This window comes from Bacillus sp. ABP14 (assembly GCF_001831375.1).
GTDB classification, from domain to species: domain Bacteria; phylum Bacillota; class Bacilli; order Bacillales; family Bacillaceae_G; genus Bacillus_A; species Bacillus_A paranthracis.
On sequence record NZ_CP017016.1, the window covers coordinates 1,072,429 to 1,096,350 of the forward strand.

General features: G+C 35.6%; 24 protein-coding genes and 2 pseudogenes. 17 read left to right on the top strand and 9 right to left on the bottom strand.

What is annotated here, in order from left to right; translation table 11 throughout:
* Window positions 1-115: 115 nt before the first annotated feature.
* Together BGI23_RS05570 and BGI23_RS05575 are read right to left on the bottom strand one after the other, a co-directional pair.
* Window positions 116-616 (bottom strand): DinB family protein, encoded by a 501-nt coding sequence (locus tag BGI23_RS05570; RefSeq protein WP_070805446.1) that lies wholly within the window; start codon window positions 614-616, stop codon window positions 116-118.
* Between the two features lie 84 nt (window positions 617-700).
* On the bottom strand, window positions 701-1,642 hold the full coding sequence (locus tag BGI23_RS05575; protein ID WP_070805447.1) for a helix-turn-helix transcriptional regulator: 942 nt from the start codon (window positions 1,640-1,642) through the stop codon (window positions 701-703).
* Window positions 1,643-1,839: 197 nt separating this feature from the next.
* Here BGI23_RS05575 and BGI23_RS05580 point away from each other — a divergent pair, with 197 nt between their 5' ends.
* Window positions 1,840-2,853, top strand: coding sequence for a LacI family DNA-binding transcriptional regulator (locus BGI23_RS05580; RefSeq protein WP_000103718.1), 1,014 nt, complete (start codon window positions 1,840-1,842; stop codon window positions 2,851-2,853).
* A 39-nt stretch (window positions 2,854-2,892) separates the two neighbouring features.
* Here BGI23_RS05580 and yhfH read toward each other — a convergent pair whose 3' ends face one another.
* A complete protein-coding gene (gene yhfH, locus BGI23_RS05585; RefSeq protein ID WP_000567010.1) occupies window positions 2,893-3,021 on the bottom strand; it encodes a protein YhfH in 129 nt (42 codons plus the stop codon).
* Window positions 3,022-3,201: 180 nt separating this feature from the next.
* Between yhfH and BGI23_RS05590 the strand changes: the two genes are divergently transcribed.
* From BGI23_RS05590 to BGI23_RS05615, 6 genes are all read left to right on the top strand, one after another.
* A complete protein-coding gene (locus BGI23_RS05590; RefSeq protein WP_070805448.1) occupies window positions 3,202-3,936 on the top strand; it encodes an MBL fold metallo-hydrolase in 735 nt (244 codons plus the stop codon).
* Window positions 3,937-3,945: 9 nt separating this feature from the next.
* Window positions 3,946-4,935, top strand: a complete 990-nt coding sequence (locus tag BGI23_RS05595; RefSeq protein WP_070805449.1) for a lipoate--protein ligase — start codon at window positions 3,946-3,948, stop codon at window positions 4,933-4,935.
* A gap of 252 nt (window positions 4,936-5,187) precedes the next feature.
* A complete protein-coding gene (locus BGI23_RS05600) occupies window positions 5,188-5,616 on the top strand; it encodes a hypothetical protein (RefSeq protein ID WP_001255262.1) in 429 nt (142 codons plus the stop codon).
* A gap of 161 nt (window positions 5,617-5,777) precedes the next feature.
* Window positions 5,778-7,310, top strand: coding sequence for a fatty acid--CoA ligase family protein (locus BGI23_RS05605; protein WP_070805450.1), 1,533 nt, complete (start codon window positions 5,778-5,780; stop codon window positions 7,308-7,310).
* Between the two features lie 112 nt (window positions 7,311-7,422).
* On the top strand, window positions 7,423-7,674 hold the full coding sequence (locus tag BGI23_RS05610) for a hypothetical protein (RefSeq protein ID WP_000435475.1): 252 nt from the start codon (window positions 7,423-7,425) through the stop codon (window positions 7,672-7,674).
* 89 nt (window positions 7,675-7,763) lie between these two features.
* Window positions 7,764-8,786 (top strand): S-layer homology domain-containing protein, encoded by a 1,023-nt coding sequence (locus tag BGI23_RS05615; RefSeq protein ID WP_070805451.1) that lies wholly within the window; start codon window positions 7,764-7,766, stop codon window positions 8,784-8,786.
* A gap of 145 nt (window positions 8,787-8,931) precedes the next feature.
* On the opposite strand, the gene cytK2 is transcribed toward BGI23_RS05615, so the two are convergent.
* Window positions 8,932-9,942, bottom strand: a complete 1,011-nt coding sequence (cytK2, locus tag BGI23_RS05620; RefSeq protein WP_000830621.1) for a beta-channel forming cytolysin CytK2 — start codon at window positions 9,940-9,942, stop codon at window positions 8,932-8,934.
* Between the two features lie 158 nt (window positions 9,943-10,100).
* Window positions 10,101-10,646: a TetR/AcrR family transcriptional regulator gene (locus BGI23_RS05625; protein ID WP_070805452.1), complete on the bottom strand. Its 546-nt coding sequence runs from the start codon at window positions 10,644-10,646 to the stop codon at window positions 10,101-10,103.
* A gap of 169 nt (window positions 10,647-10,815) precedes the next feature.
* On the opposite strand from BGI23_RS05625, the gene BGI23_RS05630 reads away from it, so the two are divergent.
* The 3 genes from BGI23_RS05630 (at window position 10,816) to BGI23_RS05640 (ending at window position 14,190) form a co-directional block, all read left to right on the top strand.
* Entirely contained in the window at window positions 10,816-11,733 is a 918-nt protein-coding gene (locus BGI23_RS05630; protein ID WP_070805453.1) for an alpha/beta hydrolase, read from the top strand.
* 146 nt (window positions 11,734-11,879) lie between these two features.
* Window positions 11,880-12,986 (top strand): metallophosphoesterase, encoded by a 1,107-nt coding sequence (locus BGI23_RS05635; protein WP_070805454.1) that lies wholly within the window; start codon window positions 11,880-11,882, stop codon window positions 12,984-12,986.
* A gap of 226 nt (window positions 12,987-13,212) precedes the next feature.
* Window positions 13,213-14,190, top strand: coding sequence for an HD domain-containing protein (locus BGI23_RS05640; protein ID WP_070805455.1), 978 nt, complete (start codon window positions 13,213-13,215; stop codon window positions 14,188-14,190).
* A gap of 39 nt (window positions 14,191-14,229) precedes the next feature.
* Here the strand turns inward: BGI23_RS05640 and BGI23_RS05645 are convergent, their stop codons facing one another.
* Both BGI23_RS05645 and BGI23_RS05650 read right to left on the bottom strand, forming a co-directional pair.
* Entirely contained in the window at window positions 14,230-15,348 is a 1,119-nt protein-coding gene (locus BGI23_RS05645; protein ID WP_070805456.1) for an anti-sigma factor, read from the bottom strand.
* A 5-nt stretch (window positions 15,349-15,353) separates the two neighbouring features.
* Window positions 15,354-15,788, bottom strand: a pseudogene (locus BGI23_RS05650) (RNA polymerase sigma factor); the annotation flags it as partial.
* A gap of 340 nt (window positions 15,789-16,128) precedes the next feature.
* Between BGI23_RS05650 and BGI23_RS05655 the strand changes: the two are divergent.
* Complete coding sequence (locus BGI23_RS05655; RefSeq protein WP_000446822.1) at window positions 16,129-17,031, top strand: AraC family transcriptional regulator; 903 nt, start codon at window positions 16,129-16,131, stop codon at window positions 17,029-17,031.
* Window positions 17,032-17,228: 197 nt separating this feature from the next.
* Here the strand turns inward: BGI23_RS05655 and BGI23_RS05660 are convergent, their stop codons facing one another.
* The gene (locus tag BGI23_RS05660; RefSeq protein ID WP_070805457.1) at window positions 17,229-18,971 is read right to left on the bottom strand and encodes a sensor histidine kinase; all 1,743 of its coding nucleotides are present in this window, start codon (window positions 18,969-18,971) and stop codon (window positions 17,229-17,231) included.
* Window positions 18,972-18,980: 9 nt separating this feature from the next.
* Window positions 18,981-19,685, bottom strand: a complete 705-nt coding sequence (locus BGI23_RS05665) for a response regulator transcription factor (RefSeq protein WP_000272686.1) — start codon at window positions 19,683-19,685, stop codon at window positions 18,981-18,983.
* A gap of 141 nt (window positions 19,686-19,826) precedes the next feature.
* Between BGI23_RS05665 and BGI23_RS05670 the strand changes: the two genes are divergently transcribed.
* The 6 genes and pseudogenes from BGI23_RS05670 to BGI23_RS29040 all read left to right on the top strand — a co-directional run.
* On the top strand, window positions 19,827-20,675 hold the full coding sequence (locus BGI23_RS05670) for a CPBP family intramembrane glutamic endopeptidase (protein ID WP_001067973.1): 849 nt from the start codon (window positions 19,827-19,829) through the stop codon (window positions 20,673-20,675).
* Between the two features lies 1 nt (window position 20,676).
* Complete coding sequence (locus BGI23_RS05675; protein WP_070805458.1) at window positions 20,677-21,039, top strand: hypothetical protein; 363 nt, start codon at window positions 20,677-20,679, stop codon at window positions 21,037-21,039.
* 25 nt (window positions 21,040-21,064) lie between these two features.
* Entirely contained in the window at window positions 21,065-21,364 is a 300-nt protein-coding gene (locus tag BGI23_RS05680; RefSeq protein WP_070805459.1) for a hypothetical protein, read from the top strand.
* Window positions 21,365-21,375: 11 nt separating this feature from the next.
* Window positions 21,376-21,564, top strand: a complete 189-nt coding sequence (locus BGI23_RS05685; protein ID WP_000949420.1) for a hypothetical protein — start codon at window positions 21,376-21,378, stop codon at window positions 21,562-21,564.
* A gap of 134 nt (window positions 21,565-21,698) precedes the next feature.
* The gene (locus BGI23_RS05690; RefSeq protein ID WP_070805460.1) at window positions 21,699-22,967 is read left to right on the top strand and encodes a M48 family metallopeptidase; all 1,269 of its coding nucleotides are present in this window, start codon (window positions 21,699-21,701) and stop codon (window positions 22,965-22,967) included.
* 135 nt (window positions 22,968-23,102) lie between these two features.
* A pseudogene (locus BGI23_RS29040) lies at window positions 23,103-23,882 on the top strand (MCP four helix bundle domain-containing protein); the annotation flags it as partial.
* Window positions 23,883-23,922: the final 40 nt, after the last annotated feature.

The following is a 23,922-nucleotide window of genomic DNA, read 5'->3' on the forward strand; positions in this document are numbered from 1 at the left end:
AAGGAGTTTTCTATTGATAGCACGTGGGATTTTATGAGTAATTGTATAGGCGATGCATACGTTAGTGAAGAGACTGCCAATATTGGCAGTCTCTTTTTAGTGGGAATGTTAACACTTAGCAAACCTTAAGCTCCAATCTTTCTTTCTGACGAAGATGATGAGCAAAATGCATAGAAATAAGTTGAAACCATTCTGCTGCATGTAAGTAACCAAGCCCAGGATGTTCGATTTTACAATCACTTGGAATAGAAGAAAGTGTTGGCTCAATGTCTTTAACAACTGTAATTAATTCTAGCATACGTTTTTGTATTTCTTCTTTATTAGAGGGATTTTCAGGTGTATATCCAGGATGATTTGGTACTTTGATTTGTATATCCGGGAAAGCACCAAGTTTATATACTTTTTCACCCATATCCGTTTTCTTGTTAGTTGCTGATGGTGTTTCAGTTTTACATTTCGCGATTGCATCTAACTGCATATATGTAGAGGCAATTAAATGACTATACATTTGACCGAGGGACCATTCTTCGCTAGACGGCTTCGTCCTAAATTGTTCTATAGAGTACCTTTCTAATTCCTCTATGTAATACGTAGCTAATTCCTCAAATTTCTTCATATTGCTAACTCCTTTTTATGAAAATGTATTTGTTAATACCTACTATAAAGGAGGGATACTGACAACATTATGTCAGTAGTGAAATTAAAGTTTTAATATTTTTTTTGCTTCATCACGAATTTTTTCAGAAAGAATTTTTGGTTCAAGTATTTGCACTTGGCTTCCCCAGCTCAATACCCATTGAAACACTTCGTCTATGTTTCTTGATTTCAAAAAGACGTGAAAATCGTTATCTCTATGTTCATATGAATCTATAAAAAAATATCGTGATTCAATAATTTTATGTGCAATATGAGATGGAAACAACAAATGAATCATAACAGTACGATTGCTTTCAGGCTTATAGTTTTGTAAAGAAAAGTCTTTCGGTTTTGTGAAAAATTCTTGTTCTTGCTGTAACGTATCCATACGATCTAAGCGGAAATTGCGTATTTGTTTTCGAAGTAAACAGTGGGCAACGATGTACCAAATTCCTGAAATATTGACTAAGCCATAAGGATGAACGGTCCGCTTTATTTTTGTAGTTTCTCTCGGTTTCCGATAAGAAAAAGAGATAGCTTGTTCTTTTTGAATAGATTCTTGCAATAGGAGAAGTTGATTTTCTAGTTTTTCTTGTTCAGATTGCTGATGTGAAAATATAGGAGAAAGGAAACGAAAAGTTTCTCGTAATTCCTGGGCTTTCTTTTGTTGATCAGCAGGGAGAACAATTTCAAGTTTCTCTTTTGCTGATCGTGCATGTACAGAAAAAGAAGAAGTGAAAGTTTTCTCGATATAATCACCGCCTAGTAAAAGAGTAACAGCCTCTTCAGGCGTAAGCTGAATGGGGGGCAAGAAATAACCATCCATTAATGAATAACCGTGACCAGGCATTGAATAAATAGGAACACCCGATTCGTTAAGTGCATCCATGTCTCGATAAATAGTCCTTATACTTGTTTCGAATTTTTCAGCTAAGCTTTTTGCTGTAACAGTTTGTCTTCTTTGTAATTCAATTAATATAGCTAATAAACGATCGGTCCGATTCATGAAATATCTCCTTTTATATTTAATAAATATGCCTCCTGTAAACTTCTAAAAGTAATATAAATTCCCCTCCCATTAACATACTTTTCACTATGTATAATATTAATATAGTAAAATCATAAGAAGCCGTATTGCAGTTTCCAATAATATACTATATAATCAATTTAAGAAAACGTTTTCATGCAAAGGGGGAGAATTTCGTGTCGACTATAGAGGACGTGGCGAAATTAGCGGGGTTATCAAGGACAACGGTTTCTAGGGTGATTAATAATCATCCATATGTTTCAGATGAGAAGAAAAAAAGGGTTCAATTAGCAATGAAGCATTTAGGCTTCGTTCCTAATTCTGCGGCGAGAAGGCTTCGTAAACAAAAGACGGAAACAATTGCGGTGCTAGTTCCAAGGATTACAAATCCTTTCTTCAGTAGATTTATCGAAGCAATCGAGATTGCTGCTTCTGAACATAAATATAAACTGATTATTTGTCAAACAAGATATTTACCGGAAAAAGAGATGGAGTATTTACAATTATTATCTACGAAACAAGTAGATGGGATTATTCTATGTTCACTAGAAAATCCGTGGGAAGATGTAGAGCCATACTTACAACACGGTCCAATCGTGTTATGTAATGAATATATTGAGGAAGCAAATATTCCAACAGTGAAGTTTGATCATGCGCAAGGAGCATACATAGCTGCTAAGCATGTGTTAGAACAAGGATATCGTAATCTTATTTTTTGCCGTGGTAACGAAACCAAAGTCGTTAGCCAACAGCGAAAAATGGGCTTTTTACGTGCAATAACGGAGAAGAGCCGCCAAGTAGAAGCGATTGATTTTCTTGAAAACGCTTTCTCTTGGGAAGATGGAAAACGAATATTCCATGAAGTATTAAAGGACAAAAAAAATCCTACCGCGATTTTGGCAGGAGGCGATGAGGTAGCAGCTGGAATTATTTCAGAGGCGAAACGCCATGACTGGAGCATTCCAGATGATCTCGCTGTTATCGGTTTTGATAATCAAATTTTATCACAGATTACAGAGCCAGGTATTACGACAATTGAACAGCCAATCGATGAGATGGCCCGAAAAGTTGTCGACCTGATGATGGATAAAATCCATACGAAAAATTATCGAAAAAAAGAATTGTATGAGTTTGAACTGGAGCTCTTGGTGAAAGGTTCAACGATGAAGGATACGATGTTATTAGCCTAGTAGACTATGTCTGCTAGGTTTTTTTCTGTTCACAAACTACTATTCTTCGTGAACGCAGTCATCACATTTGTTATGGTATGCTTCGTGTTGCTCATCAATTTCTTTCCCGCAGTGCGCACAAGTTTTCGTCGGTAAATTTCTGAAAAACTCCATTGGTTGATCGATCATGTCAATCCCTCCATTTCCATTTCTTACTATCATTGTATTAGTACAAAAAACAAAAGTCAACAACTGTTTTATAACAAAATTGAAAATTAATGAAAAAGTTTAGGAAATGGATTATAGTTAACAATGTAGAATGTAAGTGAAACATGCATTTCTACTCGGTTTTAGAAAGGATGGATACATATGAAAATGACTGTTGTCGGCTTTTGGGGCGGCTTTCCAGAAGCGGGAGAAGCAACGTCGGGGTATTTGTTTGAACACGATGGTTTTCGTTTACTTGTAGACTGTGGTAGTGGTGTACTAGCACAGCTTCAAAAATATATAACACCATCTCATATAGATGCAGTTGTACTTTCGCACTATCATCACGATCATGTTGCAGACATTGGGGTATTGCAATATGCGAGACTAATTACGAGTGCGACAAAGGGACAACTACCGGAACTACCAATATACGGTCATACGTTTGATGAGAGTGGATTCCATTCTTTAACGCATGAACCGCATACGAAAGGAATCGCGTACAATCCAGAAGAAACACTTCAAGTTGGACCGTTCTCGATCTCATTCTTAAAAACTGTTCATCCTGTTACATGCTTTGCGATGCGTATTACAGCAGGTAATGACGCTGTAGTATATAGCGCAGATTCCAGTTATATTCCTGAATTTATTCCATTCACAAAAGATGCTGATCTTTTCATTTGTGAGTGTAATATGTATGCACATCAAGAGGCTGCAAAAGCAGGGCATATGAATAGTACAGAAGTAGCAAGTATTGCGAAAGATGCGAATGTAAAAGAACTTTTATTAACGCACTTACCGCATACAGGCAATCCAGCTGATTTAGTAACAGAAGCAAAACAAATTTTCAGTGGCCATATTACGCTAGCGCATAGTGGCTACGTATGGAACTCATGAGGTGATACGATGTTATTTATTGATAATAAAGGGATTACAGATCCTAGAATAAACTTAGCGATTGAAGAATATTGTGTGAAGAATTTAGATATTAACGAAACATATTTACTGTTCTACATTAATGAACCTTCGATTATCATTGGTAAAAACCAAAACACAGTAGAAGAAATTAATGCAGATTACGTAAAAGAAAAAGGTATTCATGTCGTTCGTCGTCTATCAGGCGGAGGCGCAGTATATCATGATTTAGGAAACTTAAACTTCAGTTTTATTACGAAAGATGATGGAGACAGTTTCAGCAACTTCAAAAAATTCACAGAGCCTGTAACGAAAGCGCTTGGTAAATTAGGCGTAAATGCAGAACTAAGTGGTCGTAACGACATTTTAGCTGAAGGCAGAAAAATTTCAGGTAACGCGCAGTTCTCAACGAAAGGTCGTATGTTCAGTCACGGTACGTTACTATTTGACTCTGAAATCGATCACGTCGTATCAGCGTTAAAAGTAAAAATGGATAAGATTCAATCAAAAGGTATTAAATCAATCCGTAGCCGCGTTGCGAACATTACAGAATTCTTAAACGAAAAAATGACGACAGAAGAGTTTAGACAACTTCTTCTAGAAACAATTTTCGAAGGGGAAACAGAAATTCCGACGTACGAATTAACAGAACATGATTGGACAGAAATCCATAAACTTTCTGAAGAGCGCTACCAAAATTGGGATTGGAACTACGGAAAATCTCCGAAGTTCAACTTACAACATTCACACCGCTTCCCAGTTGGACAAGTTGACGTTCGTCTTGAAGTGAAAAAAGGAACAGTAACAGAATGCAAAATTTACGGTGACTTCTTCGGTTCACTCGATGTGCATGATATTGAAGAACGTCTAACAGGCGTACAATTTGATAAAGATGCATTCACTGCAGCTTTAGAAGGCGTAGATATCGCACGTTACTTCGGTAATATTACAACAGAAGATTTCTTACATTTGTTCTTCTAAAAATAAGGGAGGCTACCGTAACTGGCAGCCTCTTTCTTTTTGCGTAGATTGTCGCGTTTTGTCGGTAAGTCGATATATTAGAAAAATCGCTGATATATTTCGAGTTACGGTCGATATATTTGGAAAATCGCTGATATAAATTGAGTTGCGCTGATATATCTGAAAAATCGCCGATATAATTCCATATACCATAAAATCACAGGACATTTGCCTCTCATAAAGGAATATATATTCAAAAGGAGGCGGATCGAAATGAGAAGGGTAATGTACGTTGTAGTATTGCTTAGCTTTGTCATCGGAATGACAGCCTGTAACGATGAAACGTCTTCAAGTCGCACACTTTTATCTATTGGAAAACCAGCGGAGGATAATGTCATATATTTTACGCATACAGATAACAGACGAAAGATACAGGAAATACAAGACATGTTTCAAAATAAGAAGTGGAAAAGAAATGAAACATTCAGCACTGTTAATAAGACACCAGATGTCGTCTTTTCAATAGATGAAGACAATGCAGGGTTACCGACATTATATGTTACGGTGTATTTTCATGAAGATGGAGCGGACGCGATTAACTTGTTTGGAGAGCATACGACGTTAAATAAAGAGGAACTTACTAAACTTAGAGAAAAGATGAGTGCATATTATCCTAAAATGATTTTTGGTCTAGTTTCATAAATTACTTGTAAATAAAATTCCCTTATCCTTCCAAAGTAAATGAAGAGGAGGTGATCTGTTTATATGCAGTTAATGGAATAACACTTGCCACTTTAATTTTCTTTTAATATAATTAATTTAGAATTTTTAAATATTCTAAATTTTATAAAGGTGGGGTTTGTGTGAATCTCGTTCAATCTTTGGCTGAAACGGCGAAAAAGAAGGGGGATAAACCGGCTTATATATTTATGGATCAGTCGGTCTCGTATGACCAATTAAACAAAATGGTCACAAGGTTTTCTAGCAATTTAGCAGAAATGGGCATTGGAAAAGGGGACAATGTTGCATTAGTTGTTGGAAATTCACCACATTTTTTGGTCGGTTTATACGGAACAATGAAAGCTGGAGCAACTGTTATTCCAGTTAATCCAATTTATACAGCAGACGAAATGCATTACATTTTACAAAATGGAGATGTAAAAACAATCATCGTACTCGACGTCCTTCTACCTGTTATACAATCTCTTACAACTAGACTTCCTTCACTTGAAAACATCATCATATGCGAAACCTCATCAGATTTTAACCATACAGAAACTGAAAAAATGAAAACGTTTACTAGAATGATAGGGGCTGGAGATTTAACTTACGAAGGCCCAGAACTAGATGAAGAAGATGTAGCGGTTATTCTATACACTTCGGGCACAACCGGAAAACCGAAAGGCGCTATGTTAACGCATAAAAATTTATATAGTAATGCGAGCGATGTGGCGTCGTATTTACAATATACGGCTGATGATCGCGTCGTTGCGGCACTGCCAATGTTCCACGTATTCTGTTTAACAGTGGCGGTCAATGCACCGATTGTGAACGGGGCAACGATTTTGATGTTACCGAAATTTAGCCCGAAAGAAGTATTCCGTATTTGCCGCACGTACGAACCGACGATTTTTGCCGGTGTACCGACAATGTATAATTATTTATATTTATTCGAAGAAGCAAGCGCAGAAGATGTGAAGACGCTTCGTCTTTGTATTTCAGGTGGTGCTTCAATGCCTGTTGCTCTTCTGCAAAACTTTGAACAACGTTTTGACGTTATCGTTTCAGAAGGATACGGTTTATCAGAAGCATCACCAGTTACTTGTTTCAACCCGCTAGATCGTCCGCGTAAGCCAGGATCGATCGGTACAAATATTTGGCATGTAGAAAATAAAATTGTAAATGAACTTGGGGAAGAAGTACCAGTTGGTGCAGTCGGTGAATTAATTGTTCGCGGACCTAATGTTATGAAAGGATATTATAACGCACCAGAAGATACAGCTGCGACATTAAAGGACGGCTGGTTGTATACAGGAGACTTAGCGAAAATGGATGAAGAAGGTTACTTCTATATAGTTGATCGTAAAAAGGATATCGTCTTAGTTGGCGGTTATAACGTATACCCTCGTGAAGTAGAAGAAGTATTGTATACACACGAATCTGTAGCAGAAGTTGTCGTAATCGGTGTTCCTGATGAAAACTTAGGAGAAGCAGTGCGAGCGTACGTCGTTCTGAAACAAACGAACGTAACAGAAGAAGAACTTATGCATTACTGTGCGTTACATTTAGCGAAATATAAAGTACCAAAGAGTATTGAATTTTTAACAGAACTGCCGAAGAATACGACAGGTAAGTTGCTGAGAAGAGCTTTAAGAGAAAAAGCGATGCAAGTTTAAATATAGGGGCAACCATCTTTATGAAGATGGTTGCCTTTCTATTTTTTAGCATTGGTTAAGCTATGGTGCCATATATTTAAACCGTAATATGACTAAAAAGGAGGAGATATAAGTGGAACAGAAGGAATTACGTTTACGGCGAGTGCAGTATCTTATTTGTGACATTATGGATGAAATGAATGCTGAAAGTGAGAAGAACAACTTAGAAATACTGCAGCAAGTCATTGATCACCTTTCAGGAGCGATAGGTGATTTAGTGGATCCATCGAGCACGTATTCTATCGATTATTTGGAAAGGAAAGTTCATACAGCGCATTATTTACTTTTTAAAAATGAGCGGAAAGCGTACTTATGTAGGAAATAATAGTATTATTTTTATTTGACATTGATAATCATTATCAATAAGATAGTTGTGTTAAGTATATTTATATAAAGGGAGATGTCATATTGATAATGATTAAGAAAAAATATATGAATGCATTCGTTATAGCAGCAACGTTAGCAGTTCCATTTAGCGGTATGATGGCACCGATTGCGAAAGCAGAAGCGGTAGTAGAAATGAAAGCAGCTAGCAAATTAGCAGATGGTACGTATGACGTTATTTTAAAGACTTATAAAGATCAAACGAATGATACATCAGTTGCTTCTACATATTTAAAAAATGCAAAAGTAACGATTCAAGGTGATAAAAAAATCGTTACGTTAACAGTTCAAGATAGTAGCTATTTTCAGTATCTTAGAGTAGAAGATCCAAAAAAATTAGGGACATTCCATGATGTAAAAGTAATTTCCGAAGATAAAGCAAATAACGGTACGAAAGTTGTTCAATTTGAAATTGGTGAGTTTTCGAAAAAATATAATATGCAAATGCATATATTAATTCCAGCAATTAAATATGATCATAAATATCAAGTACAGTTTGAAATCGATGCGAGTGCAATTGAACAGAAGCCTAAATTCTCTGACGTACCAGCATGGGCACAAGAATCAGTTCAATATTTAGTAGATAAAGAAGCAGTACACGGTAAGCCAGACGGTATATTTGCACCAGCTGAAAATATTGATCGTAGTTCCGCTGCAAAAATAGTAGCAACTGTTTTAGGTTTAGAAATTAAGAAAGATGCAAAGCCATCATTCCGTGATGCACAAAACCACTGGGCAACGCCATATATTGCTGCTGTTGAAAAAGCAGGTATTGTAAAAGGTGATGAGAAGGGAAATTTTAATCCGAGCGGGTTAATTAACCGTGCATCAATGGCTTCTATGTTAGTAAATGCATATAAATTAGAAAGAAATGAAAATATAAAACTACCGAAAGAATTTGCTGACTTAAACAATCATTGGGGTGCGAAGTATGCCAATATTTTAATCCAAGAAAAGATTTCAATTGGAACAGATAATGGCTGGGTTCCAGATAAAGCGGTAAGCCGTGCGGAAGCAGCACAATTTATTGCGAAAGCGGATAAGTTGAAATAAAGTACCAATATTAGCTTTAAGTAGAAAGGCACATGAATCTTTCCATAAAGTGAAAAAAAGTCTGTTTATGTTGCCGAAAGAACTAAAGGAGTTTTTTATTTCAATAAAAAACCGAACCACCATCTAAATGGCAGTTCGGTTTTCTTTATTTTTTCTCTACTAGCTTTTTATTCTTCCAATCTAGTGTAAACGATTTATTAAATGTTTTTTGATCAACGTCTTTTACGTTGTTTCCAACCCAGTTTGCAGTTCCGAATGTGTAGCCTGGACGAAGTTGGTAGTCGTCGGCATGTTTCGTATAAGCGACTTGTAGGTTAGATTGGTCTGTATTTTTTTCAGAGATAACAACAGCGATCATACCAGGAGAGAAACCACTATTTGTTAGCGCTGGAAGTTGATCCATCGGTATTAAATTACCTTTTGCATCAGATTCATATAAGTATGTGCGAGAGTACATGAACAGTTGGTTTCCATATAAAGAATGGTAGGAATCACGTGTGTAAATACCCCAGTTTTGATTGTTATATCCGTTAAAGAATACGTTCCATTTTACGTTTTTATTTGTTTGGTCAATTAAGTTTGTTTTATAACTAGTTTGTTTATAGCTTACAGAATCAGACCAAGTTACTTGGCCAGTTGCACCCGCTTCAGCGCTAGGTCCATTTGGCGTTGCAGAAGCTTTAACAGAACCGCCAAGTTGATAAGATACACTAGAGGTTACAGTCGTTTCTTCTACAGCATTTGTAGGTGCTACGTTAAAGAAACGAGCGCTGTTATCTTGAAGATTAAAGGCAATATCATATTGTGAAGGATAGCGTAATGTTGCACTAGCGCCAGGGATTGGGTAGTTATCAATAGGCGCACTACTTATAGTAGGATTTGCTTTTAGAAAACTACCAGTTGTATTAATAACGGCAATCTGTTTATCAGCGCTTGGATCATCGATGAAAGTTACCTTTAAAGACATTGTCATATTATCAGTTTGATCATTATTAAATGTATTATAGCTCGTATGTGTTTTTGCATTTTGTCCGATATCTGTTACAACTTGTGACGTCGTTTGAGCGTAAGCAGCAGGTGTTGAAAGCACTAAAGCGCTACTAGCAAAAACAGCGGATAATGCTAAACATTTTAAATATGTTTTAGAGCGTTTCATACAATCACTTCCTTTTATTTTTTGTCGATATATGTCGTATTTCGTTTATATCGTAACATGAAAATAAAACGGAAGGGATGGTTATGCATAATTGCATAGGTAAGTTTTAGATAGTGAAATTTTATGAATCCTTCTCAAGGGAATCATCGCTGTATTGTTTATATATTCCTCTTCATCAACTCCCCAACTTGCGTCGCAACAAACGCAACATCACTATCAATTTCGTCTAACACGTACGATTCCAAAATGCCCATTACAGCTGTTCCTAAAAACTTTAAGATGATATGTTTATCGATGTTTTTATTTACTGATGTATTTGTGTTTAGTTTTTTCTCTATTTCACCCATAATGAAAATTAGTAATTTTTTTTGAAATGATAAGGTGCTGTTACTGTTAAATAACGCCGCGAAAAATGGTTTGTGTTCTTTGAAGTATTCAAACCATATGATTGTTCCTTCTATAAACGCTTTGTTTTGCTTCTTGTAGCATATTTCTTTTAATTGTTCTAAATGATCGTCCACAATTTTATCTAATAAATTGTATTTGTCTAGGTAGTGTAAGTAGAATGTTTTTCTGCCGATGTTTGCTTTTTCTGTAATGTTTTTTACTGTAATTTCGTCAAAACCATCTGTAATTAACATCTCTATAAATGCAGATTGAATGGCGTTTTGTGATTTTATAATTCTTCGATCGATTTTCTCCATATGGTGTTCCTCCGTTGTTGATACACATATTTCTGTATGTGTGTATTATCACCCAAATGCGTAAATGTGGTCATTGAAACAAGGTGCTACTCATTTTATTATAAATATACACGTGAGTAATAACTCTCGCAAGTGTAAAATTCAAAATAAGATAAGGGTGGTTTTATATATGGCAGTTACGAAGAAAAATGTAAGATTTTATGCAAGAAGTTTACAAGTTGCAGGTATTTTGAACATTCCTGAAGGTGCTGAGGAAAAGAAACAAAATCCAGCGATTGTTTGTGTGCATCCAGGTAGTAGCTGTAAAGATCAAACAGCAGGATTGTATGCCGAGAAGTTAGCGGAACAAGGATATGTAACGCTTGCGTTTGATGCATCATATCAAGGTGAAAGTGAAGGTGCGCCGAGGTATATTGAAGAGCCAGCTGCGCGAGTTGAGGATATTCGCTCAGCAGTAGATTATGTAACTACCCTTCCTTATATAGATGAAGAACGTATCGGTGTGTTAGGGGTTTGTGCAGGCGGTGGTTATGCAGTAAATGCTGCGATGACAGAGCGCCGCATTAAAGCGGTTGGTACAGTTGTTGGTGCAAATATCGGTCGTTTAAATCGTGAGTCTAACCCGATTGGTGTGTTAGAGGCAATTGGTAAACAACGTACTGCTGAAGCACGCGGAGCAGAGGTAATGATTACAAATTGGATTCCTAAAAATCAGGAAGAGTTAGCGGTAGCAGGTATGACAGATATAGATATTGTAGAAGCAGTTGAGTACTATACAACACCGCGAGGGCAAAGTGTTAACTCTCCAAATAAGTTAAACTTTACGAGTATGGGATCGGTAATTGGTTTTGATGCGTTCCATTTAGCAGATACGTTATTAACGCAGCCGCTGCAAATTATTGTCGGCAGTAAGCAAGGTGCATTCGGTTCTTATAAAGATGGTCATGAGCTTTATGAGAAAGCAGCTTCAGAGAAGAAAGACTTACTTGTTGTGGAAGGTGCGAGTCATTACGATTTATATGACCAACCAGAACCAGTAAAAATTACAGTTAAAAAATTAACAAGCTTCTATAACGAAAATCTGTAAAAGTAATGTTGTTTTGAATTGCACCTCTAATTGTTAGGTTTGCATCTAGCAGTTAGAGGTTTTTATTGTGAAGATTGCTGTGCTTATTATTTACGCTATAAGTGCATAACAAGATATAATAGAAGAAATGAATAAGGAGGCTAGTTGTGAAGAATCTTCGTTATCTCAATATATTTACGATATTAATTATATACACACTACTTATGTTTTACATTGGCTGGAACGGCTGGGTTTGGCTTCATGCGGTATTTGGCTGGGAGTCTTGGGGATATTACGCTTTCATAGTTGGCTTCATTTCGTATGCGTACATTCTCGTGCAAGTGTTTAAGTTTTTGCCTTTCCTACGAACGATAGGTTCAATTTGGTTTGCGGTTATACAATACGCGCTTATGTTATTGCCGTTAGCAAATATTACAGTCTTTCTTTTACAGTTTTCAGTAGAGAAAGAAGCGGCAATTATTTGGACAGGAGCGGCTGTATTAGCTGCATTTATTTTTATCTTTGCGTACGGAGTATTCAACGCATATAGCCCAGTAGTTAGAAAGTACGAGGTGCACATCCCGAAAAAAGTAGAGGGACGTAAAAGTTTACGCATTGCGATGGCTTCTGATATGCATTTCGGTAAATTATCTGGCGTTTCGCATTTGAAAAGGCTTGTTCGTCATGTAAATGAAATGGAGCCTGATATTATTTTACTGCCAGGTGATATTATCGATGATCATCCAGGTGTGTTCATTCAAAAAAATATGGGACATATTATGAAACAAATGACAGCTCCACTAGGCGTATATGGTGTGTTAGGAAATCACGAATATTACGGACGAGCAGTTCCAGAATTTTTACAAGAGATGGATAAGATCGATATTCGTATTTTGTTAGATGAAGTGATTACCATTGAAGATGCCTTTTATCTCGTTGGAAGAAGAGATAAAACAGAACGAGACCGCCAAAGTTTTGAAAATCTTATGAGTACGGTAGATAAAACGATGCCAGTTATCGCAATGGATCACCAACCCTTTGAGTTAAAACAAGCAGCGGATGCTGGCGTAGATTTACTATTATCCGGTCACACGCACCGCGGACAAATGGCACCAAACCATATTGTAACGAGAAGAATGTACGAACTAGACTGGGGATACGTACAAAAAGGTGCATTCCACGCAATTGTTTCTTCTGGTTTCGGATTTTGGGGACCACCGCTTAGACTTGGAAGTAGGTCGGAGATTGTGCGGGTGGAGGTTACGTTTGAATAAATTTATGTAATAGAGAGCTAATGGCTCTCTATTTTTACAAATAAAAAAAGGCTCCATATAAGGAGCACTCAATAAAAATAAATGAATTAAAACAAATAACAGACATGTATAATATACAATATTTATAATTTAATATCAATATATTTAGATTTAAAATATTAATTAGTTTCGATTTTATAAAAGAGGTATGATTATAAGAGACGGCTGAGATAAAGGGGGATTACAATTGATCATATCAGATGTACTATACGGAGAACTTGAAGTGGATCAAGTGTTAGAAGAATTAATTTTAAGTAAGTCTGTGCAAAGACTTAAAGGTATTCATCAAACTGGCGCAAGTTATTTAGTAAACAAGGAATGGAATGTAACGCGCTTTGATCATTCAGTTGGCGTTATGTTGTTAGTGAAGAAACTCGGTGGTTCAGTAGAAGAACAAATTGCAGGTTTACTGCATGACGTATCACATACTGCTTTTTCTCATGTGATTGATTACGTTTTTGATAATAGAAATGAAAGTTATCATGAAGAGATATTTAGTTCTGTCGTGAAAAACTCAGAAATTCCAGCGATTCTTTCAAAGTATGGTTATAACTATGAAGATATTTTGTTAGATGATTCGAAGTGGACGTTACTGGAAAGGTCAGCGCCCGAATTATGCGCAGATCGAGTGGATTATACGTTACGAGATATGTATACATATGGGTACATTTCTTTAGAAGAAGCTCACAGTTTTTTAGAGGATCTCATCGTAGTAAATGGGAAAATGGTCCTTCAAAATATCGAAATGGCAGAGTGGTTTACAGAAACGTATTACAAAGAAGTCATCGATTTCTTTATGCAACCAATGAATAGTTACGGAAATGATATGTTAGCAAAAACGCTAAAGTTAGCTCTACACAAAAAGGTTATTCATGCAGATGATTTCCTTCTTGAAGACGATGAGCTTATTTCGAAATTGCAGCAATGTAGTGAGCCAGAAGTACATGCTTTATTAAGAAAAGTTCATCCGAATGTAATAGTAAAAGAAGATAGAAGCGATTATGATTTACATCAGAACAATAAAGTACGCCTTATTGATCCTCCGTTACTTCGTGAAGGGGAAGTCGTTCCATCGTCTGTTGTGTCAGAAAACATAAGACGGATGAGTGATAGAGCTTATGAAAAAGCAGTGAGAGGGATGTATGTGAAAGTGATTTCGGATTAAAAAGTAGAGCATCTAGGAGTGATGCTCTACTTTTTCACATCACTGATTAAACCAATTCCAAACCTCAATATCTCCAAGAGTCGCATAACGCACATTCGGTGAGTTTTGTAATTTTAATAACTCTTTCGACGGTCCGGTAATGACCATGCCGTATACTTTCACACCGTTATCTTTTACATACTCATAGCGCTTATCTAAATTCAGTTCTTTTTCAGGAGTCCGAGTAGTTTTACTTACAGTTTTTTTATGCTCAGAAAGAATGCGCATCATTTCGATTACTTCATCTTCTTTTGTCTTCGGTCGTTTTGCTTCATTATCGGGAAGGTTTATATGTTCTGGAAATCCGATAACCTCTCCGCTATGCAAAATAAAATCTTCTTCATCTATTCTTTCTTGTCCTGTGTCTAAAGCGTACCATATAGGAGTGGGCGGCATTTCTTGTGCTTCAAATGCGCTATATAGAATGGATTCTAACTCTTGTAAAGTGTAAGGTTTGTCAAAAGATAACGCTACTTCTGCAACGGTGCCCTCATGTATCTTCCCAAGTGTATCCCAAACTTTTTTAGAGATTTCTTTCAAATGATCATCTTGCTTTATTTTTGGGTGAACAAAGGAAAGTTTGTTGGAATAGGGTTTATTTGTCCATGATTGATTTGTGTCAGTTACAGATGATAAGAAGCTACGCGTTGTTACTGTACCAATTGGAATTTCTTTTTTGCCGACCGTTTTAACTAAATTCATTTCATTTTCTGTACGGAAAAAGGGTTTAACCTTCGTACTGCCTCCAGTGGAACGACTATTTGGAATTGTTGCTTCAAGTGCGAGTGCTGGAATTTCATCTACTTCGACTAACTTTTTCATATTATAGAAGTAAAGAGAAGACGAAAAATGGCCGACAAAATAGATTGCAATACAAACGGCAAGGACAAAACTAACGGTTTGCCAACGTTGTTTCCATTTTATTTTCCAAAACGGAACTTTCAGATTTTGTGGTGGTAGTTTTTTCTTTATTGTTTCACTTTTTGAAAGCAATTGATCTAAGTAAGCCTCGCATTCTTCACATGTCTCAATATGATTTTCTAACAGTTCTTGTTCATCATGCGTGAGCGTTTCGTTTTCGTATCTCTCCCATAGTTTTTTAAATTCTGTACAACCCATCTGTATCACTCCTTTATGCTTTTCATTTCTTTTCGACCACGGTGTAATTCAATTTTCACTTTTGCTAGTGAGAGAACCGTCATTACTGCTATTTCCTTATAAGAGAATCCGTAGTAATCTCGTAGTAATAGAACATTTCGTCTCTCGAGCGGAAGAGAAGATAAACTGTCTAACCAACTAGCAATCTCATGTTTTATGAAATAAGAGTGCTCTGTACTTGGCACGTTTGGTAAATGGAATTCTGTAATTGTCGTCGTTTTATATCTTTTTTCTTTTCGATACCAATCGATAAAGGCGTTGTAGGCAATTGTAAATAACCAAGGCCTAATTTCTTCTCCTTTATAATAGTCAATATGGACGAGCATTCGATAAAAGGTTTCTTGCATGAGATCTTCAGCAAAATGGGAATCTCCGGTTAGGGAGAGAAGATAGCGAAATAAAGTGAAACTTTAATCAGTGGGGGTTTTCTTCATCCCCCACTGATTATTAGTTGAACCAATCGGACTTTTATGGGCAGTTGATCCCCCACCTAACTTCTTTGCTTTCGCTGCATTTTGAGGTGGGGGTCTTACTGCCCATTAAAGTGGGATAAATCTTGCATATGTTCTGAGTAAATTTCTTCTAATGATTGTTTACGTTTCACTACATTTCCCTCCCTTCATACATAACAACGAAAAACATATAAAAAAGTTACAATTTTTTATGGAATTATAGTAAAAAACGTCAAGAATTGGATAGGATTCTCTTTTATCATAATACATATAAGGCGGGTGAACAGAGATGGAAAGCTATGAAACACAAATTCAAAGGTCCATTGATTATATCGAGGAAGATGTAATGGAAAAACAGACGCTGCGTAAGTTAGCTCGCATTGCAGGTTTTTCTGAGTCGCATTTTCATCGTGTATTCCAGGCGTTAGTAGGTGATACGGTAATGGAGTATGTTCGGAAGAGGAGGTTAGCCCGGGCAGCTTATCAACTTTCTCATACGGATGAAAAAATTATTGATATCGCATTTGAACATGGCTTTCAATCTCACGAAACGTTCACGAGAGCCTTTAAAAAATTATTTCAAATGACACCGAGTGAATATCGAAAGCAAGAAATAGAAACACCGATGTATTACAGCGTGAATGTAAAGCAAAGAAAATTAAATCCGTATTTAGGAGGCATACAAATGGAATATCGTATTGTAAATAAACCAGAATTTTTAGTGGCAGGTTATGAACTGAAGACGACAAGTAAAGAAGGGAAAAACCATCAAGACATTCCAGCATTTTGGCAAGAATATTTACAAAAAGATCTTGGAACAACGATTCCGAATCGTAAAGATACGAGCCAATGGGTAGAGCTTGGATTATGTACTGATTTTAATTTAGAAACAGGGGACTTCACTTATATTATTGGAATGGAAGTTACAGACTTTGAAAATGTACCAAATGAAATTGCAAAGCGTACGTTCCCAGCAGCGACATATGCTGTGTTTACAACGCCGAAAGTTCCTCATGAAGAAATGGTATCGTCTATTCACCAAACGTGGAATGCAGTATTCTCAGAGTGGTTCCCGCATTCAGGATACGAACATTGCGGCGTTACAGAGTTTGAATTATACGATGAGCGTTGTCACGAAGATAAAAGTGAGTTCGCTCAAGTAGAGCTTTGGATACCGGTGAAGAAGAAATAATAGAAAGAAAAGCGAGCCACTGAGTGGTTCGCTTTTATCATATAGGTTGCGGTATATGCCGATTTTTGTCGGTAAGTCGATATATCTTGAAAATCGCTGATATAATTCGAGTTGCGCTGATATATTCAGAAAATCGCCGATATAATTTCAATTACCGACTCCCAAGAAAAAAGAAAAGACGCCACATAGCGCCTTTTCTACGAACGAAACGGAAACACAAGTATAATTGTCGTTCCTTTTCCAAGTTCGCTATCAATAGAAATCGTTCCGTTATGAGCATGAACGAGCTGTTTCGTAATAGCGAGACCAAGTCCCGTTCCGATGTTGCTTTCTTCTGTATTTGTTCCTCTGTAATATCGCTCAAAAAGAAGTTCTTTCGTTTTATCATCCATTCCTTTTCCGTTATCTGAAATAGAGAGTGTAAATGAATTTTCATTTTGCGAAAGTTTTACGATGACGTTTGTCGTTTCATTATTATGTTTTACAGCGTTTACGAGTAAGTTTTCGATAATACGCTGGAACCATTTTTCTTCAATAAAATATTGAATTTTGTTTGAGCTTGGTACGAATTCAATATTTTGATTTTGAAGTGTCGGATTATTAATGAATTGTAATAATACTTTTTGAACGAATTGATTCATTTCAATGTTTACGTGCTGCGCAGGAAGACTGTTATTTTTTAATTGATACGTTAAGCTTAAGTCATCAATTAATGTCGTCATATATTGCGATTTCTCTTTCATAACGCTGCCGAATTGTTGAATGTCACGATCAGTCCAGTTGTACTGCTTTGATTCTAGTAATAATGCGTAGCCATATATAGAGCTAAGTGGTGTTTTTAAGTCATGGGTGAGACCGGTAATCCATTCTTCACGAGTTTGCTGCAGTACTTGCCTCATCGCATCATTTTTTTTGAGTGTAATAGAAAGGTGCTCTAGTGAATTTGTAACATCGCTAAATAAGCGGAATGACCATTTTTCTTTACCAGATTTCCTGAACCTAATAGGTTTTCCTTTTTTACTAACAGGCTCTTCGTATTTTCCACCAGCTATGTTTTTAAGCCAGCGCATCGCATGTAATAACGGTTTTCCAAATTTATTACCGTACCAAATAGAAAGAATGACTAAATAAACAAATACGATAAGAAGGATTAATCCGCATCCGATTAGAAACTTTTTAGCAAATACATCGTCTATTTCATCATCTGGGTAGTAGTACTCATTTTTGGCAGTTACAACGAGAAGATGATTGCTATTTGTGTCATAAAAGCTAGACGTGTTTTCCTTATGATTCCACGGCTCTTTTTCGCTAAGAGCGGCTTGTATAACAGAAAATGTTTTTTTCTTTCCGTTTGGATAGGAGAATACTTCTTCGCCAACGCTATTAAAGATTTGAAGTGTTGCTTTTTCTTTAGAAAGTAACTGTTTTTCTTCTTCTGTTAATGTGAACGAATCTGTAGATACAGAAGGGTGCGTTTTCTGGATTGTTTTTAGTAATGCATTGCTTTTTAACATACCACCGTAAATAACAAGTACGTTTTTTTCTTCTAATTCAATTTCCCAATATGTAAATGTATAAGGACTTTCTATGTGATTCTGTATATACGAGAATAAAGATGTTTTCGTATAAGATGTCGGTACGTCACTAGGTGTATTAAAGTGATAGAGAACTTTTCCGTTTTCCTCTACAACTTGAATCCAATCATTTTTCTCTTTAATTAAGTCTTTTACTTCAGCTTTTAACGAAATATCGCCATCTTCTGAAGAAATGTATCTTGCAATCATAAAATTTTCAGCATCTGGAATGTTCGGTTCGTATGAAGTACTCGTAACAAGAAAAATTAAATACGTGAATGCAGCTACTACAGCAATCAGTAATGTAACTAAAACAAATACGTGTTGCATGATAAACTGGATAATAAGTCGTTTATTAAAGTTCATATCGTCACCCTACTTTGTAATGAACTTATAGCCAAGCCCGCGAACGGTTTTTATATATTCTGGTTTACTTGGGTCTTGTTCGATTTTTTCACGTAGTTTTCGAATGTGGACCATAACGGTATTGTCATCGCCATTGTAGGCAGGTGCTCCCCAAACTTTCTCGTATATTTCTTCTTTTGAAAATACGTAGTTCGGATTCTCGCAAAAGAAGAGTAATAGCTGAAATAGCTGGGCGGAACATTCGACAACACGCCCATTTACTGTAAGCTCTGCGGAATATCGATCAATTTCAAATCTGCCAAATGAACTAGAGTGTGCTTTTTGTTCGTGTGGCATGACTTGCTTCATATGTCTTCGGAGTTGTGCTTTCATACGAGCTACCACTTCAAGTGGGTTAAATGGCTTCGTAATATAATCGTCTGCACCGTGTGAAAATCCAGATATTTTATCTAAATCAGATGTTTTAGCTGTGAGGAAGAAGATAGGGCAATCTGTTTTTTGGCGAATGATTGGACAAATATCAAAACCAGATTGTCCAGGAAGCATGACATCTAAAATAATTAAATCGTAATCGTTTTGTTGAGTAAGAGATAAAGCTATTTCAGCGGATGTTGCAGTTGTAATATGAGAAAAACCTTCTTTTTCAAGAATGGTAGTTAGTAATTGTAAAATTGCTGTTTCATCATCAACGAGCAAAATATTTGCTTCATACATAAAAAATCCCTCCTAATTTCCTCGAATATCATATCATCTTTCGGTAACTTATGGAATTTTTAAGGAAATTTTAAGGTTTTCTTTCTCAAAAAATTAAGAATCAAATGATATGATAAAAGTAACATAGGGGAGGAGATGAGTGTGAATCCGTTTCAAACGATGCGAGCTAGATATTTTTTAATTGTATTTGCACTATTAACTGTAGTTGCAAGAGCCAGTAATGAATTGATAGAAAATACATTTCATATGCAAAATTCTACTTTTATAAATATTCTTATATTCTATATCCTGCCGATTACGTGGATTTATTTTGAGTATAAAAAACACCGTGTTGCATTTTCATTATTTATTAATAGAAATGAAACATTTAACCTGGTGCAAGTTTTATACATTACGATCATGTTATGCGTGTTTAGTTATGGATATCTTATTTTGTACATGTATAGCTTTGCATGGATTACACCGACATTTATTATGAACGCATTACGCGAACCGATTATGGATAGCACTGGAGGATATGTTTATCAAGTTATTATGGTCGTATTCATCGCACCAATTATTGGGGAATTTGTTTTTCGCGGATTTTTACTGCAACGCTTCGCAGCAAAATGGGGAACGAGTATAGCAATCATCGTTGTAGCGATATTGTTTGCATTGTTACACGTTGATTTCCTAGGTGCAATTGTATTTAGCGTTGTACTATCAATCGTATATATTCGTACGAATAGTTTACTCATGCCAATCGCTATTCACATGTTAAACAATGCATTTGTAATCGGTGCTTCTTTTTTAATAAATAAAGAAGAGATAATGAGTTTTGCAGATTTCTCAAATTATACGACGTTCTTTCCAGGACTTATTATTTTTATAACAGGATTAAACTTAGTACTCATCTTTTTATTTGTTAACCGCAAATATTGGAGTAAAGAAATGCCCGCTATATATGTAGAGCAGGAAAAAAGCTTTTCAGACGTAGTGGGGAGTAAATGAGATGAAAAAGACGATTGAAAAAATATTGAAAGATATTATAGATTCTACGTCTATTACAGATATATGTGATAAAAGCGTTTGTCATTGGCTGCAACCTGTAGTAGATACGATTGTGTTTCCGGAGTATTACTTATTTTCTAGTACGCATGTAAAAGAAAATATTATTTCTCTTCTCATTGTGTTAGGAGTTTTACTACTATTTGGTCTAATTGTAGAAGAAATGATGAAGCGCATCTTCAGAAAAAATGAAGAGAAGTATATGTGGATTCATAAAATATTCGAGAAAGTAATAGTGGCTTTCCTTTTGTTTTATAGTATGAAAACAATCATTTACTTTATAGCTTTGAAACATCATTCATTCTAAATTTGAAAGGGATGTATAAAATTATATGAATGAAACAATATCATCAAATAAGTTTTTTTATTTGATTGTGCTTAGTATAGTGCTAATAACGACAGTCAACGTTATTCTTCGCTGGGCGGAAGCTTATTTTTTTATGTATTTAGCACTCCATTTGTTAGGAATTTTATGTATTAGTGGCGGTGTAGTTGCTGAAAAAAAGAGTGAAGAAAACGTTAATTATATGTGTGTGACCGGTCTTATTTTACTTTTAGCTGTACAAGGGATTATGAAATATAGTTCTTTTTCTCTGCAAGATTTTAGCTTATTAATGGATGTACTTCCTTAAGGAGGCACGTTATGTTATCTAAGAAGCAAATAGGATATGTACTAGTTTTAATTGGATTTTTTACGCTTATTGTAACGACGTTATTTTTTCAGGACTATGAATATATACGCTATATAAAAGGCGCTGGTTTAATATGCTGGGTTGTAAGTACGTTTCTTATCCCAGAGTATGAACCGAAGAAAGCGTCTAAAGGTAGGTAAAACTCTTCTTTATATAGAAGAGTTTTTTTATGTAAATAGAGGGTTCTTGAGCAATTTGCATAATAAGCTTGTTCTAATTTAGCATGTACGAACTTACAATAATAATAGACAGGCAGCATAGAGGAGGGAATAGCGTGAGGAAGGTTATTGGGTGGTCGCTTTTTTTGTACGTTGGGTTTGCGTTATTTATATATTGGTATTTATTTGGATGGAGTCATGAATTGATTCCGGACATGTATAAAGGAACGAGTGCAGATCCAGAAACATTTATGAATGCAAGAGAGCTTACGCTAAGCCAAGATTATTCGCGCGTGAAAAATTTATTGTACTTTTTAGCGACGCCTCTTGAATGGATTATTTTATTATTTGTACTTGTGCTCGGTATTTCAAAAAAGTTTGAGAAATGGTCGAAGGAAACGACGAAAATAAGTATCCTGCAAGTTGCGATTTATTTCTTTTATTTATCATTACTTACAACAGTTCTTGCCCTGCCAATGCAATGGATTAGCCGAAAAGTTTCTGTTGATTACGGTATTTCAACGCAAAGTACACAAAGCTGGATAAAAGATCATGTTATCGGTTTTTGGGAAAGTTATGCAACTATGTTAATTGTAGTTACGGTTCTTCTATGGCTTATTCGCAAATTCCCGAAGAGATGGTGGTTAGCAGGGTGGGCACTCTCTGTTCCGTTTACAATCTTTTTAACATTCATACAGCCTGTCGTGATTGATCCACTGTATGACGACTTTTCGACGCTAAAAAATAAAGAGTTAGAAACGAAAATTTTAGCGATGGCAGACAAAGCCGATATTCCAGCAAAACATGTATATGAAGTCAATATGTCGGAAAAAACGAATGCGTTAAATGCATATGTAACAGGAATAGGACCTAATTCACGTATTGTAATGTGGGATACAACGCTTAAACAATTAAAAGATAAAGAGATTTTATTTATAATGGCCCACGAAATGGGGCATTATGTTATGAAACATATATATTGGGGCGTTGCCAGTTATGTGTTGCTATCGTTTATAGGAATGTACCTCATTAGTCGTATTATAAATAGGTGTATTCGAAAATGGGGGGATACGCTGCAAATTTCAAAAGCAGCATGTTTCTCAATTTTACCGTTATTTTTCTTAATTTCTTCTGTACTCTCTTTTGCATCACAGCCAGCAACAAACTATGTTTCTCGTATAGAAGAACGAGCGGCAGATCAATACGCTCTAGACATGACGAAAGACGGGAAATCTGGTGTAAAGACGTTTCAATATTTATCAAAAACGAGTTTAAGCCAAGTAAATCCGCCTGCTTTAGTAAAGTTTTTCTTATATACACACCCACCAATTTTTGAAAGAATTCATGCGTTTGAACAATATGAGAAACAAAGCAAAAAGAAGTAGCTATTATGCTACTTCTTTTTTATAGAGATATAAGTTTTATATTGGGAATATTTATCATTGCTTTTTATTGTGATTTTGTAAATAATAAGCTATAAAATTCTAAAAATCTATATATAAAGGAATAAAGGTGAAAAAATGTATTTTTTACAAAATTTAAAAGTGAAATATAAATTATTATCGCTTATTTCATTAGCAGTTTTGAGCATGGTAATTATGAGCGGTGTAGCAATTCATTCTATTAATAAGATTAAGCACAATACAGAGGTTGTAGTAGATGACTATCAATATTCTACAATTTTATTAGAAGGAATGCTTCGTACACAAAATTCATTAGAATATAACTTATTAGAATTAATTACGGCATCACAAAATGAAGGGACAAATAAGGCGGAGATAATTGATAATATTGAAAAGGATCTAAAAAAATATGATTCTTTATTAAAAGAATATGATGATGGCTTTAATTTAAGTAAGCAAGAGGATGAACTGTTTCAGAAGATGAAGAAATCTTTGCCAAGTTATATGGGTACATATAAAAAATTGTTTGAAAAGGCGAAGGTAACAACTGAGTCACAAATGGTAAACGAATTTCAGAAGGAATTAAAACCGAAGGGAGTAGAGTTAGCTGGATATGCAGTGGATCTAGAATCGTATGTTTCAAACTTAGCTGATCAAGTATTTAAAGATTCTCAAAAAATGATAGATCGGTCAGTTATTACTTTTATCATTCTCGTAGTAGTTACTACAATCGTTATATGTATAGTAAGTTATATTATTAGCAAGCTTATAGTTGCTCCTTTACAAACTGTTAGTCGTATGATGGAAAGAGCAAAAGATGGGGATTTAACTGTACGTGGTGAGTATAATGCTAAAGATGAATTAGGTGTATTAGTAAGTGATTTTAATGAGATGATTACAGGGCTAAGAACAAATATGAAAGAAGTAGATAATAATA